This window comes from Sphingopyxis macrogoltabida, assembly GCF_001314325.1.
In the GTDB taxonomy this organism is placed as follows: domain Bacteria; phylum Pseudomonadota; class Alphaproteobacteria; order Sphingomonadales; family Sphingomonadaceae; genus Sphingopyxis; species Sphingopyxis macrogoltabida.
The window spans coordinates 4,355,018-4,374,260 of the sequence record NZ_CP009429.1 but is presented as its reverse complement, the minus strand read 5'-3'; the positions used below and the strand labels follow the sequence as shown (position 1 = coordinate 4,374,260).

The window sequence follows — 19,243 nt, the reverse complement described above, 5'->3', positions numbered from 1 at the left end:
GTCACCACCCGATCACGGCCTGCAGCGCGACCATCCGACCGACAGCGCTCGCCTGCTCTGGATCATATCCAAAGGCCGAGTTGCTGGTAAGAAACCGGACGTAGGGCGGATCGCGGTCAAGAATATTATTGACGGTCAGCGCCAGTCGCAGTGTGCGACCGTCGGAGCCGGACGCAATTTTAGCTCCCACTTGCAGGTCGAAAGTGGTCCAACTCTTCACCTTTTCGGCGGGGGTCACCGTGAGGTTCCGGTATCCGCCGACATAGTTGAAGCCGACACCCGCATCGAAAGCACCTAGTAAGACACCCAACCTGCCGCGCATGCGAAGCTTGACCGGATTGCCCAGCGTTCCCACCACATTGATGGCCGGAGCTGTATCGGTGACCTGGCTGTCGATCTTCAGGGTGCGCGTTCCGCCGATCGAGAAATTGATGTTGCCGTTTCCGATTGGGCGTGAGTAGCCAAGATCGAAATCCACGCCGGTAACCTTAGAACGACTGAGATTGAGTGTGCGACCGTCGACGATCGCCCCAATTTGACTCGCGGTCACCCCAAGTGCGTTGGAGAAGCTTGGATCAGCGAAATATGCTGCAATCGTCGCGGGGTCCGGGCTTTCATCGATGATACCGCCATAGACATCGCGGCGAACAAGGAAGTTTTGAAGGTCTGCGCTCGCACTTGCGATACGGTCGCGATAGTCGATCCGGAACCAGGTCGCGGAAAACTTGAGGCCCGGCAAAGCGCGTGGTTCGGCATCGAACCCGGCGGTCCAACTCACTGCCTTCTCGGGACCGAGATCTGGGCGGAAGCCGAAAAGACCGAGCACGACCGTTTGGCCCGTCGGGGATTGTGGATCCGGCAAGCGGACTGTCTGATAAAGTGCATTGGCGCTCCCAACCAGCTCGGTGAAATAGGGGGCGCGGAACGAGCGGCCATATGATGCTCGAAGAGCCAGCCCGGGGAGGGGTGTCCAGCGTGCGCCGAATTTCGGATTGGAAGTGGCGCCGACGTCCGAGTAATCTTCATATCGTCCGGCGGCGCTCAACGCGAAGGTGCCTGGAAAATTGTCGCCCGCGTCGAAGACTGGGACAATAAGCTCGCCATAGAATGCGCGGACGATCCTTTGATCCGGCAGGCCAGGCACGCCCGAAACTAGAGGTACGTCGCTCGTAACGTCCGTGATCGCCTGATAGCGTAGCCGATCGCGCCGATATTCCGCGCCGATCGCTGCTTTCAACGGGCCGGCCGGCAGCGTGAAGAGCGGTCCATCGGCGCGCACCGCAGCCGAGAGCACCTCGAAGCGAACGTGGCGGAGCTGCCCGCCGCGCAAGCTGTCGATAAGCGCCGTGTCATTCACCGCTCCATCGCCGAACAGATTGATCGCTTGGGCGCGATTGGTCGCCGCCACCGCACGCGAAAGGCGTAGTCGGTTGACGACATTGACCCCTTTGTCGCGTTCGCGCTGGAGGCCATACCCGCCCGACAGTTCAATTGACCAGTCGCCGAGCGTTGCTCGTCCGCCGACGAGGCTGTTAAGCGCACGCACGCGTCCCCGCGTTCCTTCCGGTCCGAAGTCGGCTGAGGGGTCGTAATAGACAGTGATCGGCTGGCTCGTGCCAATCGGATCAACATAATAGGGATTGGCGCTCGTGACACGCTGGGTCGTGATGCCGAAGAGGCGGCGACGAACCTCGAACCGCCGCTCCGCGTAAAGCGTCCGGGCAAAAAGGCTTATGTGATTACCGATGTCCTGATCGGCAGCGAGATAGAGGCTGGCGGTCTCCTGTTTTGGGAGAAGGTCGATGTTCCGGCGCGTGTCGCCTCGGTTGAAACCGCCAGGGACGAGCTGCGCGCGCGTCAGGTTCGTGCCATTCTGCCCGCTGGGAATGCCGAAGACCTGCCCGTTTGCGGCGAGGATCGATCCCGGATTATTGAAGTTCGATCTTAGGTCGGGTCCGCCGAACGGGCGGAGATCTTCGGTGGCGAAGTCGCGGCTAGTCGAAGCAAGGTTACCTCGCGTATAATATTCGCCTGCGATGACGAGATGTCCGCTGCCCCAGCCGAAGCCGGCAATTTGGCTCGCTTGATACTCGCCGAAGTCGCCGCCCGCTGAACCTGCGCGCAGTCGTGTCTCGAACCCGTCGAAGCGGTTGCGAAACCTCAGGTTGACCACGCCCGCAATCGCATCGGAACCGTAAATGGCTGACGCGCCATCGGTGAGGATCTCGATTCGCTCGATAGCGACCGAAGGCACGAGCGAGAGATCGGTGAAGGCACCCGCTCCGCCGCCCAGCGCAGGTCGGCTGTTGTCGAACAGGGTCAGGGTCGAGCCGCTTCCCAGACCGCGGAGATTGATACCGCTCCCAAAGCCGAGATTGGTTCCAGCATTGCCGCGTGCGCTCGACCCCGTCACGGCCTCCGTGGGGCCACCGGAGAAATTTTGGGGGATAGTTTGAATGAAGTCGGCGAGCGTGGCGCGGCCGCTCTGATCGAGCCGATCCCGATCGATCGTAGTGACAGCCGAGCCAACAGGCCCGGCTCCTCGAATCCGCGTGCCCGTGACGATGATGGACTGGTCGGACGTAACTTCAGTCGATCCAGTCTCGACTGCATCGCCGTTTCCCGACCGAAGCACCCAGGCGCCCTCGACGAGTTCGATCGTTAGGCCCGTGCCGGTGAGGAGGCGCGAGAGGGCGGCGTCGGGAGACAGGCGCCCGCGAATTCGGGTGCTGCGTCGGCCTTCCAACAGGCTCGAAGCCGCAATAACCTCGCGGCCGGAGATATCCGAATATTTGCGAAGCGCGTCGCCAAGGCGCTGTGCCTCGATGTTGTAGGTCTGCTCGCCAGTCTGCGCACATGCGCTGGGTGCATAGAGTGCGGTCGCCGAGACGCCCGAAGCCAGAACGGCCGCGAAAAATTTCATCGTCATTCATCCCTCCCGTGCGGCCGATTTTGGCCGTCTGAAGGGAAAAAATGACGGGTGCTCCGAACACCCTATGGGTTTTTCTTGGGTGTCCTACTCGGATTTAGCGCCGAGAATTGGTCCGTTGGCACCGAACTCGACCTTGAGATCGAGCGCGGCGCCAAGCTTCAGCGCAAGTTTCCGGGCGTCGGTCATGTCGAAGCGTCCCGTCACCTGCAGTGAGGCCAGCGCTGGATCGGCCAAGCTGATCTTGACGCCATTCTCGCGGCCCGCGCGGTCGAGGATCGCACCAAGCGGGAGATTGTCGGCCCACAGCGATTTGGTCGGGGCGTTCGCCTCCTCGCCCGCTATCTGTTGGGGGCCGGTCGACCTGACCTCGGCGCGTTCGCCGGGACGGAGGCGAAGTGCCTTTCCGCCCTCAAGGCGCCGCACCTCGACCGAGCCTTCGACCAGTGCGATGCGCGGGACATCCGCGCGGAGATCGACCTCGAAGATGGTGCCGAGCGCGCGCGTGACCGAATCTCCGGCCTCGACGAGGAAGGGACGCGACGCGTCGTGTGCGACTTCGAACCTAGCGCGGCCATCATGCAGGATGACGCGGCGTTCGCCGTCCGTGAAGCGTGTCTCGATGCGGGCGCCGTCCATCAGCGTCACGCGCGTACCATCGGCAAGCCTGTTCTCGCCTTGCTCCGAATTGGTCGCGACAATCGGCTGATCGCTGTCTCGACCGACCAGATACCAAGCGAATCCGACCGCGATCACCGCAGCGAGTATCGTGGCGAAAGCCCATCGCCGCCCGCCGGGTTCTCGCTCCCGAGCATCGGCCCGGACATCGGCCTCGATCCGGGACGGCGACATGGCGGCGGCCCAGGTCCAATTGTCGCGCGCTTCGTCATAGGCCGTGGCATTGCCCGGCTTGGCCAGCCACTCCTCGAACGCTTCCCGGTGCAATTCGGCATCGGGTCCCATCATCTTGTCGAGCCAGGCGGTGGCTTCGCTCTCGGCGCGGCTCACTGCTTACCCCGCGCGCGCTTGATGGCGGCAAGAGCTTTGGTCATGTGGCTTTCGACCGTCTTCACGCTGATTCCCTTGATTCGAGCGATCTCGGGATAGCGTAGTCCTTCGAAGCGATGCATCAGGAAAATCTCGCGCGTGAGCGGAGATAGCCTCGAAATGGCTCTTTCTGCCCGGCGAAGGACGTCGCGCGCCTCGAGCGCGGCGTGCGGGTCGCTCGCTCCCTCATGTTCATCGCTGAAGCTGTCGTGTTGCGACCGGTGACGGCGCCCGTCGGCGCGACCATATTCGGCGAGGAGCATCCGGGCGCTTTTCACGAGATAGGCGCCGGGGCCTTCGACCAGCGCAGCGAGGCCGCCGCGTGCGCTCGCAAAGCGGCTGAAGACTTCCTGTACAAGGTCGCCGACATCTTGGTTCGGGGCGCGCCCGCGGAAGTAGCGGGTGATTTGCGGCCGGTGTTCGGAGTAGATCGCCTCAATGCGCGCCGAGCGCCCGACCCGCTCCCAATCCTCTGGCGGCAAGGGATCGCCGCCGGCAACACCCGGTCGCTCGCTGTCCTTGTCCTCGAAGTCCATACCTGCCGCCTTCCCGTTCGGGACGAAGGCGGCAAGCCGGGCGTTGAGAACTTGCTTAGCGAACAAGCGCCGCCGCCTTTAGCCCGAGGGCTTGGACATGCGCAGCGGCCACCCGGCAGGATGGAATAGGAAAACTAAGCTAAGCAGGTTCTCACGCCTGACACCGTGCGCCTTGCCCGATGCAGTTCGAAGCATAGCCTTGCCGCTGCGGCATGCAAGCCGACTGCACCGAGATAGATCCAGATCTAGTCTATTCTCCGGAAACGACGGCAGAGCAGCTTCGGTGCCGCGGGGCTTCGACTATTTCGCTTCGGCGGTTTCGCCCGAGGCTTTTGCAAGCGCGATCCGGTCACGTCGGCGCCGCGCCCAAATGTTGAGCCCCTCCACCCCAGCCGAGAATGCCATGGCGGTGTAGATATAGCCCTTGGGCACCTTTGCTCCGAAGCCATCAGCGATCAGCACGACACCGATCATCAGAAGGAAGCCGAGCGCCAGCATCACCACGGTCGGGTTGTCGCGGATGAAGTTTGCCAATGGGTCGGCCGCGAGCAGCATGACGAGAACCGCCGAAACCACCGCGATCACCATGATCGGAAGATGTTCGGTCATGCCCACAGCGGTCAGGATCGAGTCGACCGAGAAGACGAGATCAAGCAGCAGGATCTGGACGATGGCCGATCCGAACGTTAGCGCCTTCTTGCCCGCGTTGAAGACATCGTCGTTCGGGTTAGGATCGACATTATGGTGGATTTCCGAAGTCGCCTTCCAGATCAGGAAGAGGCCGCCGGCGATCAATATGATGTCGCGCCAGGAAAAGGCGGTCTCGAAGCTTGGCTTGCCATAGGCATCCGGCGCGCCCTGCAACCCGAAATCGACGACGATCGCCGTGAGCCCGACGAGCCAGGCAATCACCGAAAGCAGCGCGAGGCGCATGACTAGGGCCAGCGAGATGCCGATGCGCCGAGCTCTCTGGCGCTGGGCTTCGGGCAATTTGTTGGAGATAATCGAGATGAAAATGAGGTTGTCGATGCCGAGGACGATTTCCATCACCACGAGCGTAAGTAGTGCCGCCCACACCGCGGGATCTTGAAACAGGGTGACCAAGCCTTCCATGTCGAACGCCCTTCCTCAGCGATGCTGCCACTGAACCGGTCGCGCGAAGGTGCAGATCGATGGGAACGCAGACAATTGCACCGAGCGTCGCTCGATGCGGTCCGACATCACGGCCGTCGCTGTACGACCGTCAGAGGGGCCCGGCCCGCGCTTCGCGATTTACGGCAAAGCCGTCCTTCTCACAAGGGCTTCGCGGCGGATCGCCGATCCTCGCTCAATGATGATAGAGTGGGAATTGCCGCGCAGTGACGGGGCATTCGCATGGGGCGAGCACCGATATCGCTCGCGGCAGAATCCGGAAATGCGCCGGCGTCGCGGTGACGATCTCACCATCGGTGTTCACCGGCATCGGTCGCCGCGTCTCGATATCGAACTCGACGCATTTGGCGGTGCGCACTTCCTTCCACGCGCCGTGCGTGCCGGACCGGAAAGCGCGCAGCATGAGGGCGAGCTTCCAGAGGTTTTTCACCTCGAGACTATAGAGATCGAGGGTGCCGTCATCGATCGCGGCATTTTCCTCGACGACATTGCCACCGCCATAGAGGCGCCCGTTTCCAATCGCGACCTGGTAGGTACTGACGGTCCTCGACTCGCCTTTCTCGCTGATCCTCGCCCGGAACCGTTGGGCAGCCAGGATGACCCGCAGCGCGGCGACGGCATAGCCGAGGCGCCCGAACCTTTTCTTGATCACCGGGTCGAGCTTCTGCGCGAGCTCGCTGCTGATCCCGATGCTCGCGACATTGAAGAAGGCATGGCCATTGACCGTGCCGACATCGATCCGCCGGCTGTGACCCTCGACAATGACGTCGGCCGCCGCCGCGAAATCGAGCGGGATCGACAGTGTGCGCGCCAGGTCATTCGCGGTTCCGGCGGGAATGATCCCCAGCGGCAGGCCGCTCTCGATCACTGCCGGCGCAGCGGATGAGATCGAACCGTCGCCGCCGCACACGACGATGATATCGGCGGTCTGATGCAGGCGTGTCACGTCGCGTGCAATTTCGGGAAGGCTCTCGAACGGTTCGACCGTCACCAGCAGGCCGCCGGCAGCGAGGCGCTCGCGAACGGGAACGAGCGCCTGCTCGCCGTGCCGCGCCTTGGCATTGTGCAGCACGAGGGCGCGCGTTCCTTTGGGCCACGTCATCTGCTGATCCCTGTGTGGAGGAAGAATTCATGCCATCGCCGCGCGCTTTGAAAGGCGGCGCGCCGATGGACGTGGCTTATACGTCGCCTCTTGAACACCGGGAAGAGCTTGCGATGGGACGGGATATTTTAAGGCTCGTGCCTACTAGATGCGGAGCGGCGGCGATGAAGCTGACCAGCGGTTAGTCCAGTGCGGCCGCTACCGTCGGTCGCGCGGTGCGAAATTGCGGCCATGCCTGGCTGAGAACGCGGATCGCCGACCGGAAGAAGAGGATGGCAATGATGCTCCCGACAAGAATGTCAGGCCATCCCGACCCCGTCAGCCAGACGCCCGCGGCCGCCACGATCACGCCGGTGTTGGCGATGACGTCGTTGCGCGAGCATTCGAAAGTGCTCGACATGTTCACGTCGCGGTTACGGTGCTGATAGAGCAGCGCGAGGCAAGTGAGATTGGCTGCCAGTGCGATGAAGCCGAAAATGCCCATCGTTCCAGCCGTCGGGACGATGTCGCCGGTGAGTTTGAGGACAACCTCGATCGCCACCCAGATGCCGAAAGCTGCGATGATCCCGCCCTTGAACAATGCGGCCCCTGCGCGCCAGCGGAGGCTCCGTTCCAGGGCGTAAAGACTGAGAATATAGACGAGCGCATCGCCCAGCATGTCGACCGAGTCGGCCATCAGCGCGGTCGAACGGGCGAAGACGCCCGCGGTGAACTCGGCGAAGAACAGCACAAGGTTGATGACGAGCACGATCTGCAGGACGCGGCGGACGTCCGCATAGGCGCCGAGCGCCGCGATCTCGTCTTCCTTTGCCGAGCAGCAATCATCCCCGGCGAAATGGCGCGGCGCTTCGACGGCAGGCGCGTCGGACGCGGGGGCCTTCGCAGCCGTGCTGGAACAACCCGAGGCAGGTGCGCAGCAGCTGTCGATCACCGGCGGATTCGGGGCCGTCTCGCCGCAGCATCCGCTCTTTTCGGTGACAGGTTTCGAGACGGCATCGCCGTCGTCGCAGCATTTATCCATGATCGCGTTCCATGTTTGGCAACTGGTTCGCGCAGGCCTATACGACCTATAGCAACTATAGGTTCAAGCACTTTATGCAGGAAAGCTTCTCGATCGGCGATTTGGGCCGGCTTACCGGCTGTCAGGTGGTGACCATCCGATATTACGAGAAGATTGGCATATTGGCCGAGCCTGGGCGCAGTGGCGGCGGGCACCGCATCTATGGGCCAGAGCATCGCGACCGGCTCACCTTCGTGCGAAAGGCGCGCGAGCTGGGATTCTCGCTCGACACCGTGCGCAGCCTGTTGTCGTTGTCGGAGACGCCCGAAGGCACACCCTGTGCCGATGTCGATCACATCGCCTCGCGGCATCTTGTCGATGTGCGCGAGAAGATTGCTGCCCTGAAGTCGCTTGAGGGAACGCTCGAAGGACTGCTCGACATTTGCAGCCACACGACCGTGGAGCAATGCCGGGTCCTCGACGCACTGCGGGACTGAAGCGAAGCAGCAGCCCGATTGTCGTGAGGCGTTCTTCCCGGGTCTTACGCGCTATCCTCCGCTAACTTGGCCAACCTGCCTCGAGGCCAGCTTACGCTACCCACCGTCCTTCGCTGAATGTCCTGCGCGTCCGTGACCATCCTGAGGCGCTTCGCCAAACTGGACGGCGGCGGCTGCCGCGCAAGCGGTCCTTCGTCCCGCTCCGCCGCTTCGCTTCGGCCCTGCGGGTGCGCGACTGCCTTGTGCCGCCGTCCTGCCCGGCTTCACGCCCGGGATGGTCTCGGGTCGACTAGCAGGAGACCGGATATGGCGAGCATCGGCATCGTCAGCGGCAGCATCGAAAAGGGGTTTGTAGGTCAGCTCATCACGCTGTCGATCAAGGCCCCGGTCGAGATACGCCCCAACCGCGGCAAGGCGAGCGATGTGCAGCCCGACTATCGCGTTTGGTCCGATGGCGTCGAGATCGGAGCCGGCTGGATCCGCGTCGCCGAGCAATCCGGGCGACCCTATGTCTCCCTTTCGCTCGCGACCCCCGAGTTCGGGCCGCGGCGCATCTACGCCAATCTCGGCCGCGCCGCGGGGCAGGATCGCGACGATGTCTTCGCGATCATCTGGACACCCGCCGACTGAGCGGCAGCCATCTTGCGGCATCCTTGCGCATCGGAACAATCTTCCGGGTGCAAGGGTGTCGCCACCTTGTTAGGGTGACCCCAATGCAGAGCAGCCTCGAACATCTTCCCCCGCACAAGCAACGCGAGATCGAGCGCGTCGTCGAGATCATCTTCGAGGAATTCGAGGATGCGCTGGCGCTCGCGACGCAGGACTGGAAGCGCAAGGGCCGGATTTCCAAGATCATCCTCTACGGCAGCTATGCACGGGGTGGCTGGGTCGACGAGCCGCACACGGCGAAGGGCTATCAGTCCGACTATGACCTGCTGATCATCGTCAACGACAAGCGGCTGACCGATCGGGCGGACTATTGGTCGAAGCTCGACGATCGGCTCATTCGTGAGCTGTCGGTGACCAAGCGGCTCCGCACGCCGGTGAACTTCATTGTCCACAGCCTCGACGAGGTGAACTCCGGACTTACGCAGGGGCGCTATTTCTTCATCGACGTCGCTCGTGACGGGATCGCGCTGTACGAGGCCGACGGGAAGGAGCTCGCAGAACCCAAGCCTATGACGCCGCATGCAGCGCTCGAGATGGCGCAAGAATATTTTGACGAGTGGTACTCCGGCGCGACGGAATTCATCGAGGGTTACAAGTTCTACCTGGATCGAAAGAGCTTCAAGAAGGCGGCGTTTCTCCTTCATCAGGCTGTCGAGAGCTACTATCACTGTGTATTGCTTGTTGGCACGCTGCACACACCGCACATCCATAATCTTGCCTTCCTGCGCACGCAGGCTGAACGGATAGACGCGCGCCTGTTCGAGGCATGGCCTAGAGAGGTGAAGACCGATCGGTCACGCTTCGAGAAATTGAAGGAAGCGTACATCAAGGCACGCTACTCGAAGTTATGCCGAACTCGGCATAATTTCGATTATGCCGAGCGCCACACTATGCCGAGCGGGCGCGGTAGGTCCCGGCTTTCCAGCAACTTTGCGGTGATCGGCTCGGCATAGTTTTACGCTCCTCCCTGCACCCATCGCAGAGGAGGAAGCTATGACGCTAAATGATTTTTTGAACGGAAGCTGGACGATCCGCGATTTGCGGGCGGGGCCATTCAGGGACTGCATCGACCTGTATTCGGACCGGCTTCGCAACGACGGCTACAGCACGGTCACGGCAAGATATTCGGTCAGGATCGTCAACGGTTTCATCCGGTGGCTGACCGAGCGCCATTTCGATCGCCGCAACATCAACGAACAGCTCGCCGCTCGCTTTTTTGAGGATGGGGATCGGGGTTGCCGTTTGCGGGGCGGCGACCCGGCGGCGATCGGTAGATTTGTGGAGGTCCTCCGCGAGGCGAAGATTGTCGCTCCGGCGTTACCGCTTCCGTCCAGCCCCACCGATCAGATACTCGAGCGCTTCCGCGCGTATCTCGATCATCGGCACGGTCTCAACGCGAGGTCGTGCGCGGCCTATGTCAAGTTCACGCGCCCCTTTTTGCGCGACATGTCGATTACCGGGCCTGGCGATTTCGCTCAACTGACAACGGCCGACGTCCTCGGATATGTCGAACGGCGTGCCCGCGACGCCAGTGCGGCGACGGCGGTGGCGATGTGCTCACGGCTCCGATCGTTCCTGCGATATCTTCAGGTCGAAGGCTTGATCGCGAACGATCTTGCGGCCTGCGTCCCCTCGGTAAAAAAGTGGCGCTTTACAGCGCTGCCGACCTATCTTTCGGCCGCGCAGCTTGAGCAGGTGCTCCAGCACTGTGACCAGAACACCGCTTCAGGGCGCCGCGATTATGCGATCCTGCTATTGCTCTCCCGGCTTGGACTGCGGGCACAAGAAGTGGCGACCCTCACGCTCGATGACATCGACTGGCGCGCTGGGCAGTTCCGCATTCAGGGCAAGGGACGGCAACAGGCGATCATGCCGCTGCCTCCCGATGTTGGCGCCGCCATCGCCGCATATCTTCAGAGCGGTCGCCCGGTATCCGATAGACGCCAGCTCTTCCTGAAGGCCTACCCGCCGCATTCGGGATTCCCGCCGACGAGCGGCATCAGGGATATTGCCGGGAGAGCGCTCCGGCGGGCGGGGATCAGCGATATCGCCCATCGCGGTTCGCATATATTCCGCCACAGCCTTGCAACCGAACTTCTGCGTTCGGGCGCCGCTCTGACCCAGATCAGCCAGGTGCTGCGGCATAAAGATCACGATACCACGCGCATCTACGCGAAGGTGGATCTGGCAAGCCTGCGTACCCTGAGCCAGCCATGGCCGGGAGGCGTGCAATGAGCCCGCTACGCGACGCGCTCGAGCGCTACATCACCATGCGCCGCGGGTTCGGATACAAGCTGCGATGCCAGGCTCTGCTGCTCTCGCGTTTCGTCGCCGACATGGAGCAACAGGGTGCGGCGATTATCACCACCAAGCTTGCCCTCGACTGGGCCACCAAGGAGGCAAGGCCGCCAACCTGGCCGGGACGCCTGTCGGCCGTCCGCGCCTTTGCCAGGCATTTGTCGAGCACCGAGCCGCGCACCCAGATTCCGCCGACGGACATCCTCGCGGCAAGGCAGCGCCGAACGCCCTATATCTATACCGACCAGGAGATCGGCAGCCTGCTCAATGCGATGCTGACGGTTCGCTCGGCGAAGGGCCTGCATCGCTGGACCTATTACTGCATTTTCGGCCTGCTTGCGGTCACTGGATTACGGATCGGTGAAGCGCTCAGGCTCAAGCATGACGATGTCGATCTCGGCGCTGGCCTTCTGACTATCCGCGATACCAAGTTCGGCAAGTCCCGCCTCGTTCCGATCCATTCGACCACGGTTGCCGTGCTCACCGATTACGCCAAGCGCCGCGATGCAGTCTGCTTCACGCCGATCAGCCCGACATTCTTCGTCGGGGAACAAGGTCGCGCGTTAAATCATAGCGCGATCCATCTGATATTTCGTACGGTCGCTCGCCAGATCGGCTTGCGCCGTCCCGGCGATGCATATCGCGGCCCGCGCATTCACGACCTGCGCCACAGCTATGCGGTCGCCACCCTGCTGCGCTGGTACCGTGCCGGCGACGACGTCGAGCAGCGATTGCCCATCCTGTCGACCTATCTAGGGCACAGCCATACCAGTTGCACATATTGGTATCTGTCGGCCTGTCCCGAGCTGATGGAGCATGCCGCGCGGCGGCTCGATGCCCGATGGGAGCAGGCGTCATGACCCGGTCCCCGTCCATTGCGCCACTGATCGAGCGGTATTTCGCTCAGCGCCTCATGCATCAGCGCGGTGTCAGCCCGCACACCGTCGCATCCTACCGCGACACGTTCCGGCTGCTGTTGCGCTTTGCACAGCGCAGGCTCGGGAAGCCGCCTTCGCACCTCGATCTCGCCGATCTCGATGCCCCCTTCATCATCGCCTTCCTCGACGATCTCGAAGCGGGCCGCGCGATCGGAGCCAAGACCCGCAACCTCCGGCTGACGGCGATACGGGCGTTCTTCCGTTTTCTCGCTTTCGAGGAACCGGCAAGCAGCGGGCAGATTCAGCGCATTCTCGCGATCCCCGGCAAGCTCACCGAGAAGCGCGAGGTCCATTTCCTGTCGCGCCCGGAGATCGACGCGGTCCTCGCCGCGCCCGATCGAACATGCTGGCTCGGCCGCCGCGATCATATGCTGCTGCTCTTCGCGATCCAGACGGGCCTGCGCCTTTCGGAGATCGCCAGCCTTGATCGCAGCGACATCATGCTCGGCACCGGCGCGCATGTCCGATGCGTCGGCAAGGGCCGCAAAGAACGGCGCACGCCGCTCGCAGGCAAGGTCCGCGCTGCGATGCAGAACTGGCTGAAGGAGTCGCCACGCGGCGGGGCATCGGCGCTGTTCCCCAACATCCACGGTGGCCGCCTCAGCCCCGACGCCATCCAGTATCTGCTCGCCAAGCACGTCCGGACGGCGCGCGCGCATTGCCCATCGCTGCGACACAAGCGGGTATCGCCGCATGTCCTTCGGCACACCGCCGCGATGGAACTGCTCCAGGCGGGTGTCGACCTGTCGGTGATCGCGCTGTGGCTCGGACATGAGTCGATCCTGACGACGCAGGCCTATCTCCATGCTCATATCGCACTCAAGACCGCCGCGCTCGCCAAGCTCCAGCCGCATAATATGAAGCGACCCGGGCGGTTCGAACCGGAAGATCGACTGCTGGCCTTTCTCGACGCGCTGTAGCTCGGACCGCCGCAGCGATCAGAGGTCGGCCTTCTGCCGGAGCCCATCGAGCCATTCGCGCGACACCGTCTCAACCGTGTCGCGCAGCATGGCCACCGCCGCCCTGATCGCCTGCAGATCATCGCTGCCGATATCGTACGCAGCCGAGTAGCGCGCCTCGACATAAGCGCGTTTCGCCAGTTCGAAGCGCCGGCGATCGACCTTCGTTGCCCTCGGCCAGGCCTCGACGAGCCGCGTCTCCCGGTCCTCGGCGAGCGAACGCAAAAACTTCAGATTATGCGAACGCGGAACATATTGGCTGCGCACCAGAAGGAAGCAGGTGTACGCCCGCTCGGCAGCCTGATGCAGCGTGAAGGCGGCGTCGTTCTTGTGTCCTTTGCCGATATAAAAATCGGCCCCCTCAAGCGCCGTGTCGACCTTGGCCAACCAGTCCGCAAAATAGCCGCTCGCCATTTCATAGGCATCCGCCGCGGTCAGCGGCTGCGGCGTGGCGAGCGCCGTGCCGTGCAACTCGTAGAGAGCGACACCGTCCTGCGCGATGTCGACCCAAAAATACTCGCCGCGAGTGAGCCCCCGATTCACCTCTTCGAGCGTGTGGACGATAATGTTCACGGGCCGTGCAATCGCCGCATCACGCAGGATCTTGTCCTCGGCGACATACCAATATTCCGCGATATCGGCGAGGTCAGCGTGGCTGACGATGATCAGCAGATCATAATCAGACTGATACCCGTTCTCGGGCTCATCGACCCAGTCGCCGCGCGCATAGCTGCCGAAGAGGATGACCTTCCGGACCTTGCCGTTCTTCTTCCACGGCTGCGTCGCGCGCGAGATCGCGACGGCAAATTCGTCCATCAAAATCCGCGTTGCTAGCGCCAGTTCTTCCTGCTGCGCCGGCGGAAGATGATCGACATCGTTCTTCATCCCCGGAGTCTCGCCATCTTCACGCCCGGTGGCAAGACCTCATTGCGGCCGATCGGCATCGATTGCCCCAGATCGGATGCGTAAAACTATGCCGAGCCGATCACCGCAAAGTTGCTGGAAAGCCGGGACCTACCGCGCCCGCTCGGCATAGTGTGGCGCTCGGCATAATCAAAGCATTACAGCATATCAGCGGAGGAGCTTGAATGGCTCGGCGCGCGCGTAGAGCGGCTCGCGGAGATCGTTGATGGAATCTGCCGCGATCGTATCGCCGAGCTGGAGACCACAGCCCGCCGCGCAGGCTGATCTTGTTCCTCAAAGTTGCGCGATGCGCTTCAGGTCGGTCGGTGATCTTCTTCGGTACTGTTCGCTAGCTGGTTCAGCTCCTCCTCCCCAGCGACGTGCTTGTACCAGTCGTTGTCAAACTGCGCGGCGGTGACCTTGATCGTCTCCACGCGATATGGGGCGCAGCTGATCACATCGACTGCTGATGGATCGAACACCGCAATATTGTAGCCCTCATCGTCACCGAACTGGCTCTTGTACGCGATTGCATCATAGCCTTGCGCGCGGAAAAGCTCCGCGAGAATTTGGGTCGGAACATAGTCGGCTGAATCGTCCGACAGGGTGACAGGTCGTGAGAACGCGTTGTCGATATCGGTCCAAACGGCGCTCTTCTTCTCCGGCGCTGATATAGGCGTAGTTCCCATAATCTGGCCCATGTTTAGACCGCCAAACGAACTATGTCCGTGGCCGAGCGACAGATCCAGAGTCCTGAGATCGCGGAGAATTCTGCACTTTGCTACAGAGACTTCTGCGCCGACCCAAGGTCGAACTTCTGAAATGGATGTCTCCGCGGTGCTCCCGAGGTAGAGGACCGGGATGCCTGCGGGGTTGGCTCGGCCCTCTTTCGCGCGGCGTTCCAGTGGCTTCATCCGCTTTGCACCGAAACCTGAAGTGTACTCGCCGATCCAGTTTCCTTGTTCGTCATGCTGGTCGAAGACCTCGACGCCTTGCTGCGCACGAAACAGAATGCGTCCGGTGTGCAGTGTCTGATCGCGCTGTTCGATCGTTGCGATGACTGTTGCCAAAAAGGCTTGGATTGCGGGGTCCCAAACGTACCGGCTCGAATGGCGCACTCGATCCGCATAGACGTCGTAACTGCGCCAAGACGCAAACTCCTTGGCGTCGGGATTGTCGAGTTCCATCACTGGCTCCGATGCGAGGCGGATTTGGCCCTTTGCAGCCGCTCGGCGAGATAGGCAGCCGCCTTTCCGCTTTCAACGAAATCGAACGCACTGATCTTTGCATCCAGTATCGTCGGATGATCGACCTTTCCATGCGCTTCGTCGAGGTGAAACCGAAACTGCCCAGGGGCCGTCATAACGATTAGGATCGCAATGCCGCTACGTCGGATGGACAGGCTCCCATCGTTGTTAGCCTGCCATTTGCTGGAACCGACGAAGCGCTTTCTTCGATCGAGAAAATTCAGGAAATCGGCATGGCTCTCAGTTCCTACGGTGCCCTCGGTGAGATCATTGCAACATTTTTCGCCGACGACCATTGCCCACCATTTAGGATGGAACACCATGTGGGCGTAGCGCAGCGCTTGGCCACATTGTTCGCATTCGCCATCTAAACCGCCGAGATCGTCATGCCCGATAAGGACCCAGTCCTTCGATGGCTGGATAATGCCATGCTCCTTTGCGTGGCATCCTCTGCAAAGAACTTCACATTCCTGGTAGGGATATTCCCAAGGGAGGCGTCCCGCGACATAATCGCGATGATGGACTTGAAGCACAACCTCGTCGCCGGAGCGAAGGCAGTGGGCACATACTCCACCATGCAGCCTGATCTGCTCTGCACGATAGGCTGCCCATTCCTTGTGCCGGTATAAGTTCATCTCGCCCCAAGATCGCTCCGTCCGATACCTTAGCATATTGGAGCGGGGATTACTTCCTGCCGCGAAAGCGTTCGAAACGAGCCTTGCCGTCCGCTGTCTCAACAGCGACGTTTGCATTGCTGCATTCATCGCCGCCCATATCGCCCGCCTTACAGCGATTGACGATATCGCGCGCCTCTTCAAGATTGGCCTCGAAGTATTGAACGCTTCGCGGTTCGGGCGGCGCGCATGCTGTCAGGGTCGCGAGGCCGGCGATCGCCAGCATCTTCACATCGATCATCGTCACCTCCAGTGGCCGATCTTAGCGCCAGAGTGTCCGGAACTGCAGCGGCGCGCTGGCAGATAGAACCAGATTGGGGCTATTCTCCTGTATGGCGACTTTGCCGCCGGCTTCGCGTCGCAATATGGGGTGCAGGAGCCTTGCGAGGATTAACTTGGGGGAAATGATGTCGAATTTGAACGCCGCGCTGCCTGCCTCGATTGCATCGAAAGAGACAACTACTGCCCTCGCGACGGTCGGTGACGCTGCCCTCGACGCCGCTATTTCTTCGGGCGCGTTGGACGGCGTGCCCATTCTTGGCGCGGCGACCGGAATTTGGCGCGCGCACAAGGAGATCGGGCAACAATTATTCATGCGTAAAGTCGCTCGTTTCCTTCGCGAAACCAATCAAACAGCCGATCAGGAGCGGATCGATTTCGTGGACCGTCTGAAGGCTGACGGAAAGACGGAAGAGTTTGGAGAAGCGATCCTTCTCATTCTCGATCGGCTCGATGACACGGTAAAGCCCGGCATTCTTGGGCGGCTCGTTGCGGCGCATATTCGCGGCGATCTGGATTACGATAAGATGATGCGTCTGACGTCGATTGTGTCGCGCTGTTATGCCGAAGATCTCGAATTGCTGCGCACTTTCAGCAATGGCGTTCAGCGTGAGAAGACGCCGATCGCCGAAAGTTTGCTCGCGGCAGGCCTTTTGTCCAATGGTGGCATCCATGGCGGGGATTTTTCTGACCCGCTTGCAGGCGGCATCATTTTCAATCTCAATGAATATGGGGATTTGCTCAAACGATTTGGGCTTTAACCCCAAGTCGGAAAATTCGGCACAAAACGGCCTGCCGAAATTTTTTTCACTTTTTTAATGCAAATTTTCTGCGCAGCAAATATCAACGTTTTTCCGAATATTCACTTTTATGGTGATTTTTGCTGGGCACAAAATATGGCCGAATTTCAAAATACCGAGCGCGAATTGCTTGATGCGCTTTTGGAGGCGCTTCTGGCGCTTCCGCAATCGCATGCGCAGATCGAGCAATCTGAAGTCAAAATCGGGCCTCGCGGCGAAGCCGATGCGCTGATCGGTGCATTTATCAACCGCCAACCGCTGCTCTTGCTCGTCGAAATCAAGGCGCAGCTCTTTCCGCGCGATGTGCGCGAAGCGATCTGGCAGCTTCGGAATAATCAGGCCCATCTCAGCAATTCCGGGGACGACCGGGAAATTATTCCCTTTTTCGTCGCTCGTGCCATCTCGCCGGGAGCTCGAGAGATTTTTCGGGAAGAACGCGTCGGATATTTCGACCTTGGAGGCTCACTTTATATTCCGGGCAAAAAGGCATTTATATTTCTCGATAAACCGGCTCCGAAAAAAGGGACGAAGAAATTCGATTCCATTTTTCAGGGGCAAAAAGCGCGCGCACTCCATGAAATTTATGAGAGGCGGCAGGACTGGCTGGGCGTGAAGGATCTCGCCGATGCGAGCGGCGTATCGCCCGCTACGGCTTCCGAGACCCTCACGGAGCTCGAACGGCGCGAGTGGGTCGATGTGCAGGGCGCGGGTCCGTCGAAACAGCGTCGATTGCGCGCCGCACGGCCCCTTCTCGAAGCTTGGACCAGCTATGCGAGCGATCAGAAGGCGCCGACGGTGCGGCGTTACTATGTCCCGAAAGGGAGTGACGCACTGGCGCTGGCGCTGCGCCTTGATCAGGCGTGCGACGAGGCGAAAGCCGCCTATGCGGTCACTGGCGAGGTAGCCGCTCAAATCTATGCCCCCTATCTTTCTTCCATCTCGCAGCTCCGTTGCCGGATCGAGCCCGGGCAGAAGCTGATCGAGGCGCTGCTCAATCTCGACGCCCGGCCCGTGGCGGAGGGGTGGAATCTCGGTATCATCGAGGCGAAGAGCCGGCGCGATGTCGCGGTCGGCCAACGGATCGATGGCGTCTGCTATGCGCCGCCGCTGCAGGTCTATCTCGACCTGCTCCAGGCGTCCGGCCGTTCCCGTGAAATGGCGATGCACCTCCGTAGCGAATGTCTGGATAACTGATGCCGAAACCACAAACGATCAGCGGCTATGAGGATCTGGTCACCGATGCGTGCGAGCGCGTCCTGGTCACGCTCTTGCGCGGACTGGGTCCGTGGAAGGACTCCGCCTTTCTAGTTGGCGGTCTCGCGCCCCGCTATCTCGTGACCGCTCGTCCGCCGAAGGTGCCGAAACATGCCGGCACGGGCGACGTGGATATCGTCGTCGATGTCGGAATCCTCACGACGACCGAGGCCTACAGCACGCTTGAGGAGAATCTGAAGGCGATGAACTTCGAGCGCGCCGAGAATGACAAGGGCGCGAAGCAATCCTGGCGGTGGCGCGCCGAGATCGAGGACGGCACGACGATGATCCTCGAGTTTCTGGCGGACTCACCCGAACTCGGAGGCGGCAAGGTGAAGGAGCTGCCTTCGGACGGCAATGTCTCGGCGCTGAATATTCCCCACGCCTCCATGGTGTTCGACCATCATGGGACCGTCGAAATCACGGCCGAGCTGCTGAACGGGAAGGGCCGCGCTACCGAGCTCGTGCGCTACGCCGATATCGTCACATTCACCTGCCTCAAGGCCTTTGCCTTCGACCAGAGGTTCGAGCGGAAGGATGCGCACGATCTGATCTACTGCATCGAGAATCTGGAAGGTGGCGTCAGCGCGGCGCAATCCGCATTCGGGGCAGCACTGACGGGGCCGCATGCCGATGCCATACGCGAGGCGCTTGCCCGTCTGGCAGCCCGCTTCCGTGATCCCAATCCCGACGAGAGCTATTTGCGCGACGGACCGGTCGCCGTCGCAAGCTTTGAAGACGACGAAGCCGATGTTTCGGCAGACCCTGACCTGCTGAACGCTCGGATATTGCGGCAACGGCATGCCGCGGAGGTCATGGCCGATTTCCTCGCCCCATTCGAAATTTGATGACGGGAAGGTCGCGATCGCAGTATTGTTCCTTCGCTTTTCAGGAGCTTGTCCGCAAATAGAGCGCTCATAGCCGGCGCGAGTTCGGGGATACTTCTGCCGAACGCCATC

At 61.3% G+C, this 19,243-nt stretch carries 19 protein-coding genes; 9 read left to right on the top strand and 10 right to left on the bottom strand.

What is annotated here, in order from left to right:
• Position 1 precedes the first annotated feature (1 nt).
• From LH19_RS21240 to LH19_RS21215, 6 genes are all read right to left on the bottom strand, one after another.
• Entirely contained in the window at positions 2-2,929 is a 2,928-nt protein-coding gene (locus tag LH19_RS21240) for a TonB-dependent receptor (RefSeq protein WP_054731734.1), read from the bottom strand.
• Positions 2,930-3,016: 87 nt separating this feature from the next.
• Positions 3,017-3,937, bottom strand: a complete 921-nt coding sequence (locus LH19_RS21235; RefSeq protein ID WP_054731733.1) for a FecR family protein — start codon at positions 3,935-3,937, stop codon at positions 3,017-3,019.
• The gene (locus LH19_RS21230; RefSeq protein WP_145923554.1) at positions 3,934-4,578 is read right to left on the bottom strand and encodes an RNA polymerase sigma factor; all 645 of its coding nucleotides are present in this window, start codon (positions 4,576-4,578) and stop codon (positions 3,934-3,936) included. The genes LH19_RS21235 and LH19_RS21230 overlap by 4 nt, the downstream gene beginning before the upstream one ends.
• A 234-nt stretch (positions 4,579-4,812) precedes the next feature.
• Entirely contained in the window at positions 4,813-5,625 is an 813-nt protein-coding gene (locus LH19_RS21225) for a TerC family protein (protein ID WP_054731731.1), read from the bottom strand.
• Positions 5,626-5,839: 214 nt separating this feature from the next.
• Positions 5,840-6,766, bottom strand: coding sequence for a lipid kinase (locus tag LH19_RS21220; RefSeq protein WP_054731730.1), 927 nt, complete (start codon positions 6,764-6,766; stop codon positions 5,840-5,842).
• Between the two features lie 181 nt (positions 6,767-6,947).
• Positions 6,948-7,787: a cation transporter gene (locus LH19_RS21215; protein ID WP_082395989.1), complete on the bottom strand. Its 840-nt coding sequence runs from the start codon at positions 7,785-7,787 to the stop codon at positions 6,948-6,950.
• 74 nt (positions 7,788-7,861) lie between these two features.
• Between LH19_RS21215 and LH19_RS21210 the strand changes: the two genes are divergently transcribed.
• The 6 genes from LH19_RS21210 (at position 7,862) to LH19_RS21185 (ending at position 13,088) form a co-directional block, all read left to right on the top strand.
• Positions 7,862-8,263: a MerR family transcriptional regulator gene (locus LH19_RS21210; RefSeq protein ID WP_054734077.1), complete on the top strand. Its 402-nt coding sequence runs from the start codon at positions 7,862-7,864 to the stop codon at positions 8,261-8,263.
• A gap of 306 nt (positions 8,264-8,569) precedes the next feature.
• Entirely contained in the window at positions 8,570-8,893 is a 324-nt protein-coding gene (locus LH19_RS21205) for a DUF736 domain-containing protein (RefSeq protein ID WP_054731729.1), read from the top strand.
• 83 nt (positions 8,894-8,976) lie between these two features.
• Positions 8,977-9,885: a HEPN domain-containing protein gene (locus tag LH19_RS21200; protein ID WP_082395986.1), complete on the top strand. Its 909-nt coding sequence runs from the start codon at positions 8,977-8,979 to the stop codon at positions 9,883-9,885.
• 289 nt (positions 9,886-10,174) lie between these two features.
• Entirely contained in the window at positions 10,175-11,167 is a 993-nt protein-coding gene (locus tag LH19_RS21195; protein WP_158514395.1) for a tyrosine-type recombinase/integrase, read from the top strand.
• Positions 11,164-12,090: a tyrosine-type recombinase/integrase gene (locus tag LH19_RS21190; RefSeq protein ID WP_054724981.1), complete on the top strand. Its 927-nt coding sequence runs from the start codon at positions 11,164-11,166 to the stop codon at positions 12,088-12,090. The genes LH19_RS21195 and LH19_RS21190 overlap by 4 nt, the downstream gene beginning before the upstream one ends.
• A complete protein-coding gene (locus LH19_RS21185; protein ID WP_054724983.1) occupies positions 12,087-13,088 on the top strand; it encodes a tyrosine-type recombinase/integrase in 1,002 nt (333 codons plus the stop codon). Before LH19_RS21190 ends, LH19_RS21185 begins: the two co-directional genes overlap by 4 nt.
• Positions 13,089-13,106: 18 nt before the next feature.
• Here LH19_RS21185 and LH19_RS21180 read toward each other — a convergent pair whose 3' ends face one another.
• From LH19_RS21180 to LH19_RS21160, 4 genes are all read right to left on the bottom strand, one after another.
• Complete coding sequence (locus LH19_RS21180; RefSeq protein WP_054724984.1) at positions 13,107-14,012, bottom strand: HEPN domain-containing protein; 906 nt, start codon at positions 14,010-14,012, stop codon at positions 13,107-13,109.
• Positions 14,013-14,344: 332 nt separating this feature from the next.
• Positions 14,345-15,217, bottom strand: coding sequence for an RES family NAD+ phosphorylase (locus tag LH19_RS21175; protein WP_054731728.1), 873 nt, complete (start codon positions 15,215-15,217; stop codon positions 14,345-14,347).
• Positions 15,217-15,912 (bottom strand): HNH endonuclease, encoded by a 696-nt coding sequence (locus LH19_RS28835; protein WP_145923553.1) that lies wholly within the window; start codon positions 15,910-15,912, stop codon positions 15,217-15,219. Before LH19_RS28835 ends, LH19_RS21175 begins: the two co-directional genes overlap by 1 nt.
• 49 nt (positions 15,913-15,961) lie before the next feature.
• Positions 15,962-16,192: an EexN family lipoprotein gene (locus tag LH19_RS21160; protein ID WP_234715991.1), complete on the bottom strand. Its 231-nt coding sequence runs from the start codon at positions 16,190-16,192 to the stop codon at positions 15,962-15,964.
• A gap of 175 nt (positions 16,193-16,367) precedes the next feature.
• On the opposite strand from LH19_RS21160, the gene LH19_RS28830 reads away from it, so the two are divergent.
• The 3 genes from LH19_RS28830 to LH19_RS21135 all read left to right on the top strand — a co-directional run bounded on the left by LH19_RS28830 (position 16,368) and on the right by LH19_RS21135 (position 19,132).
• Positions 16,368-16,991: a hypothetical protein gene (locus LH19_RS28830; RefSeq protein ID WP_145923552.1), complete on the top strand. Its 624-nt coding sequence runs from the start codon at positions 16,368-16,370 to the stop codon at positions 16,989-16,991.
• A gap of 135 nt (positions 16,992-17,126) precedes the next feature.
• Entirely contained in the window at positions 17,127-18,224 is a 1,098-nt protein-coding gene (locus LH19_RS21140) for a MarR family transcriptional regulator (RefSeq protein ID WP_054734069.1), read from the top strand.
• Positions 18,224-19,132 (top strand): hypothetical protein, encoded by a 909-nt coding sequence (locus LH19_RS21135; RefSeq protein WP_054731722.1) that lies wholly within the window; start codon positions 18,224-18,226, stop codon positions 19,130-19,132. The genes LH19_RS21140 and LH19_RS21135 overlap by 1 nt, the downstream gene beginning before the upstream one ends.
• Positions 19,133-19,243: the final 111 nt, after the last annotated feature.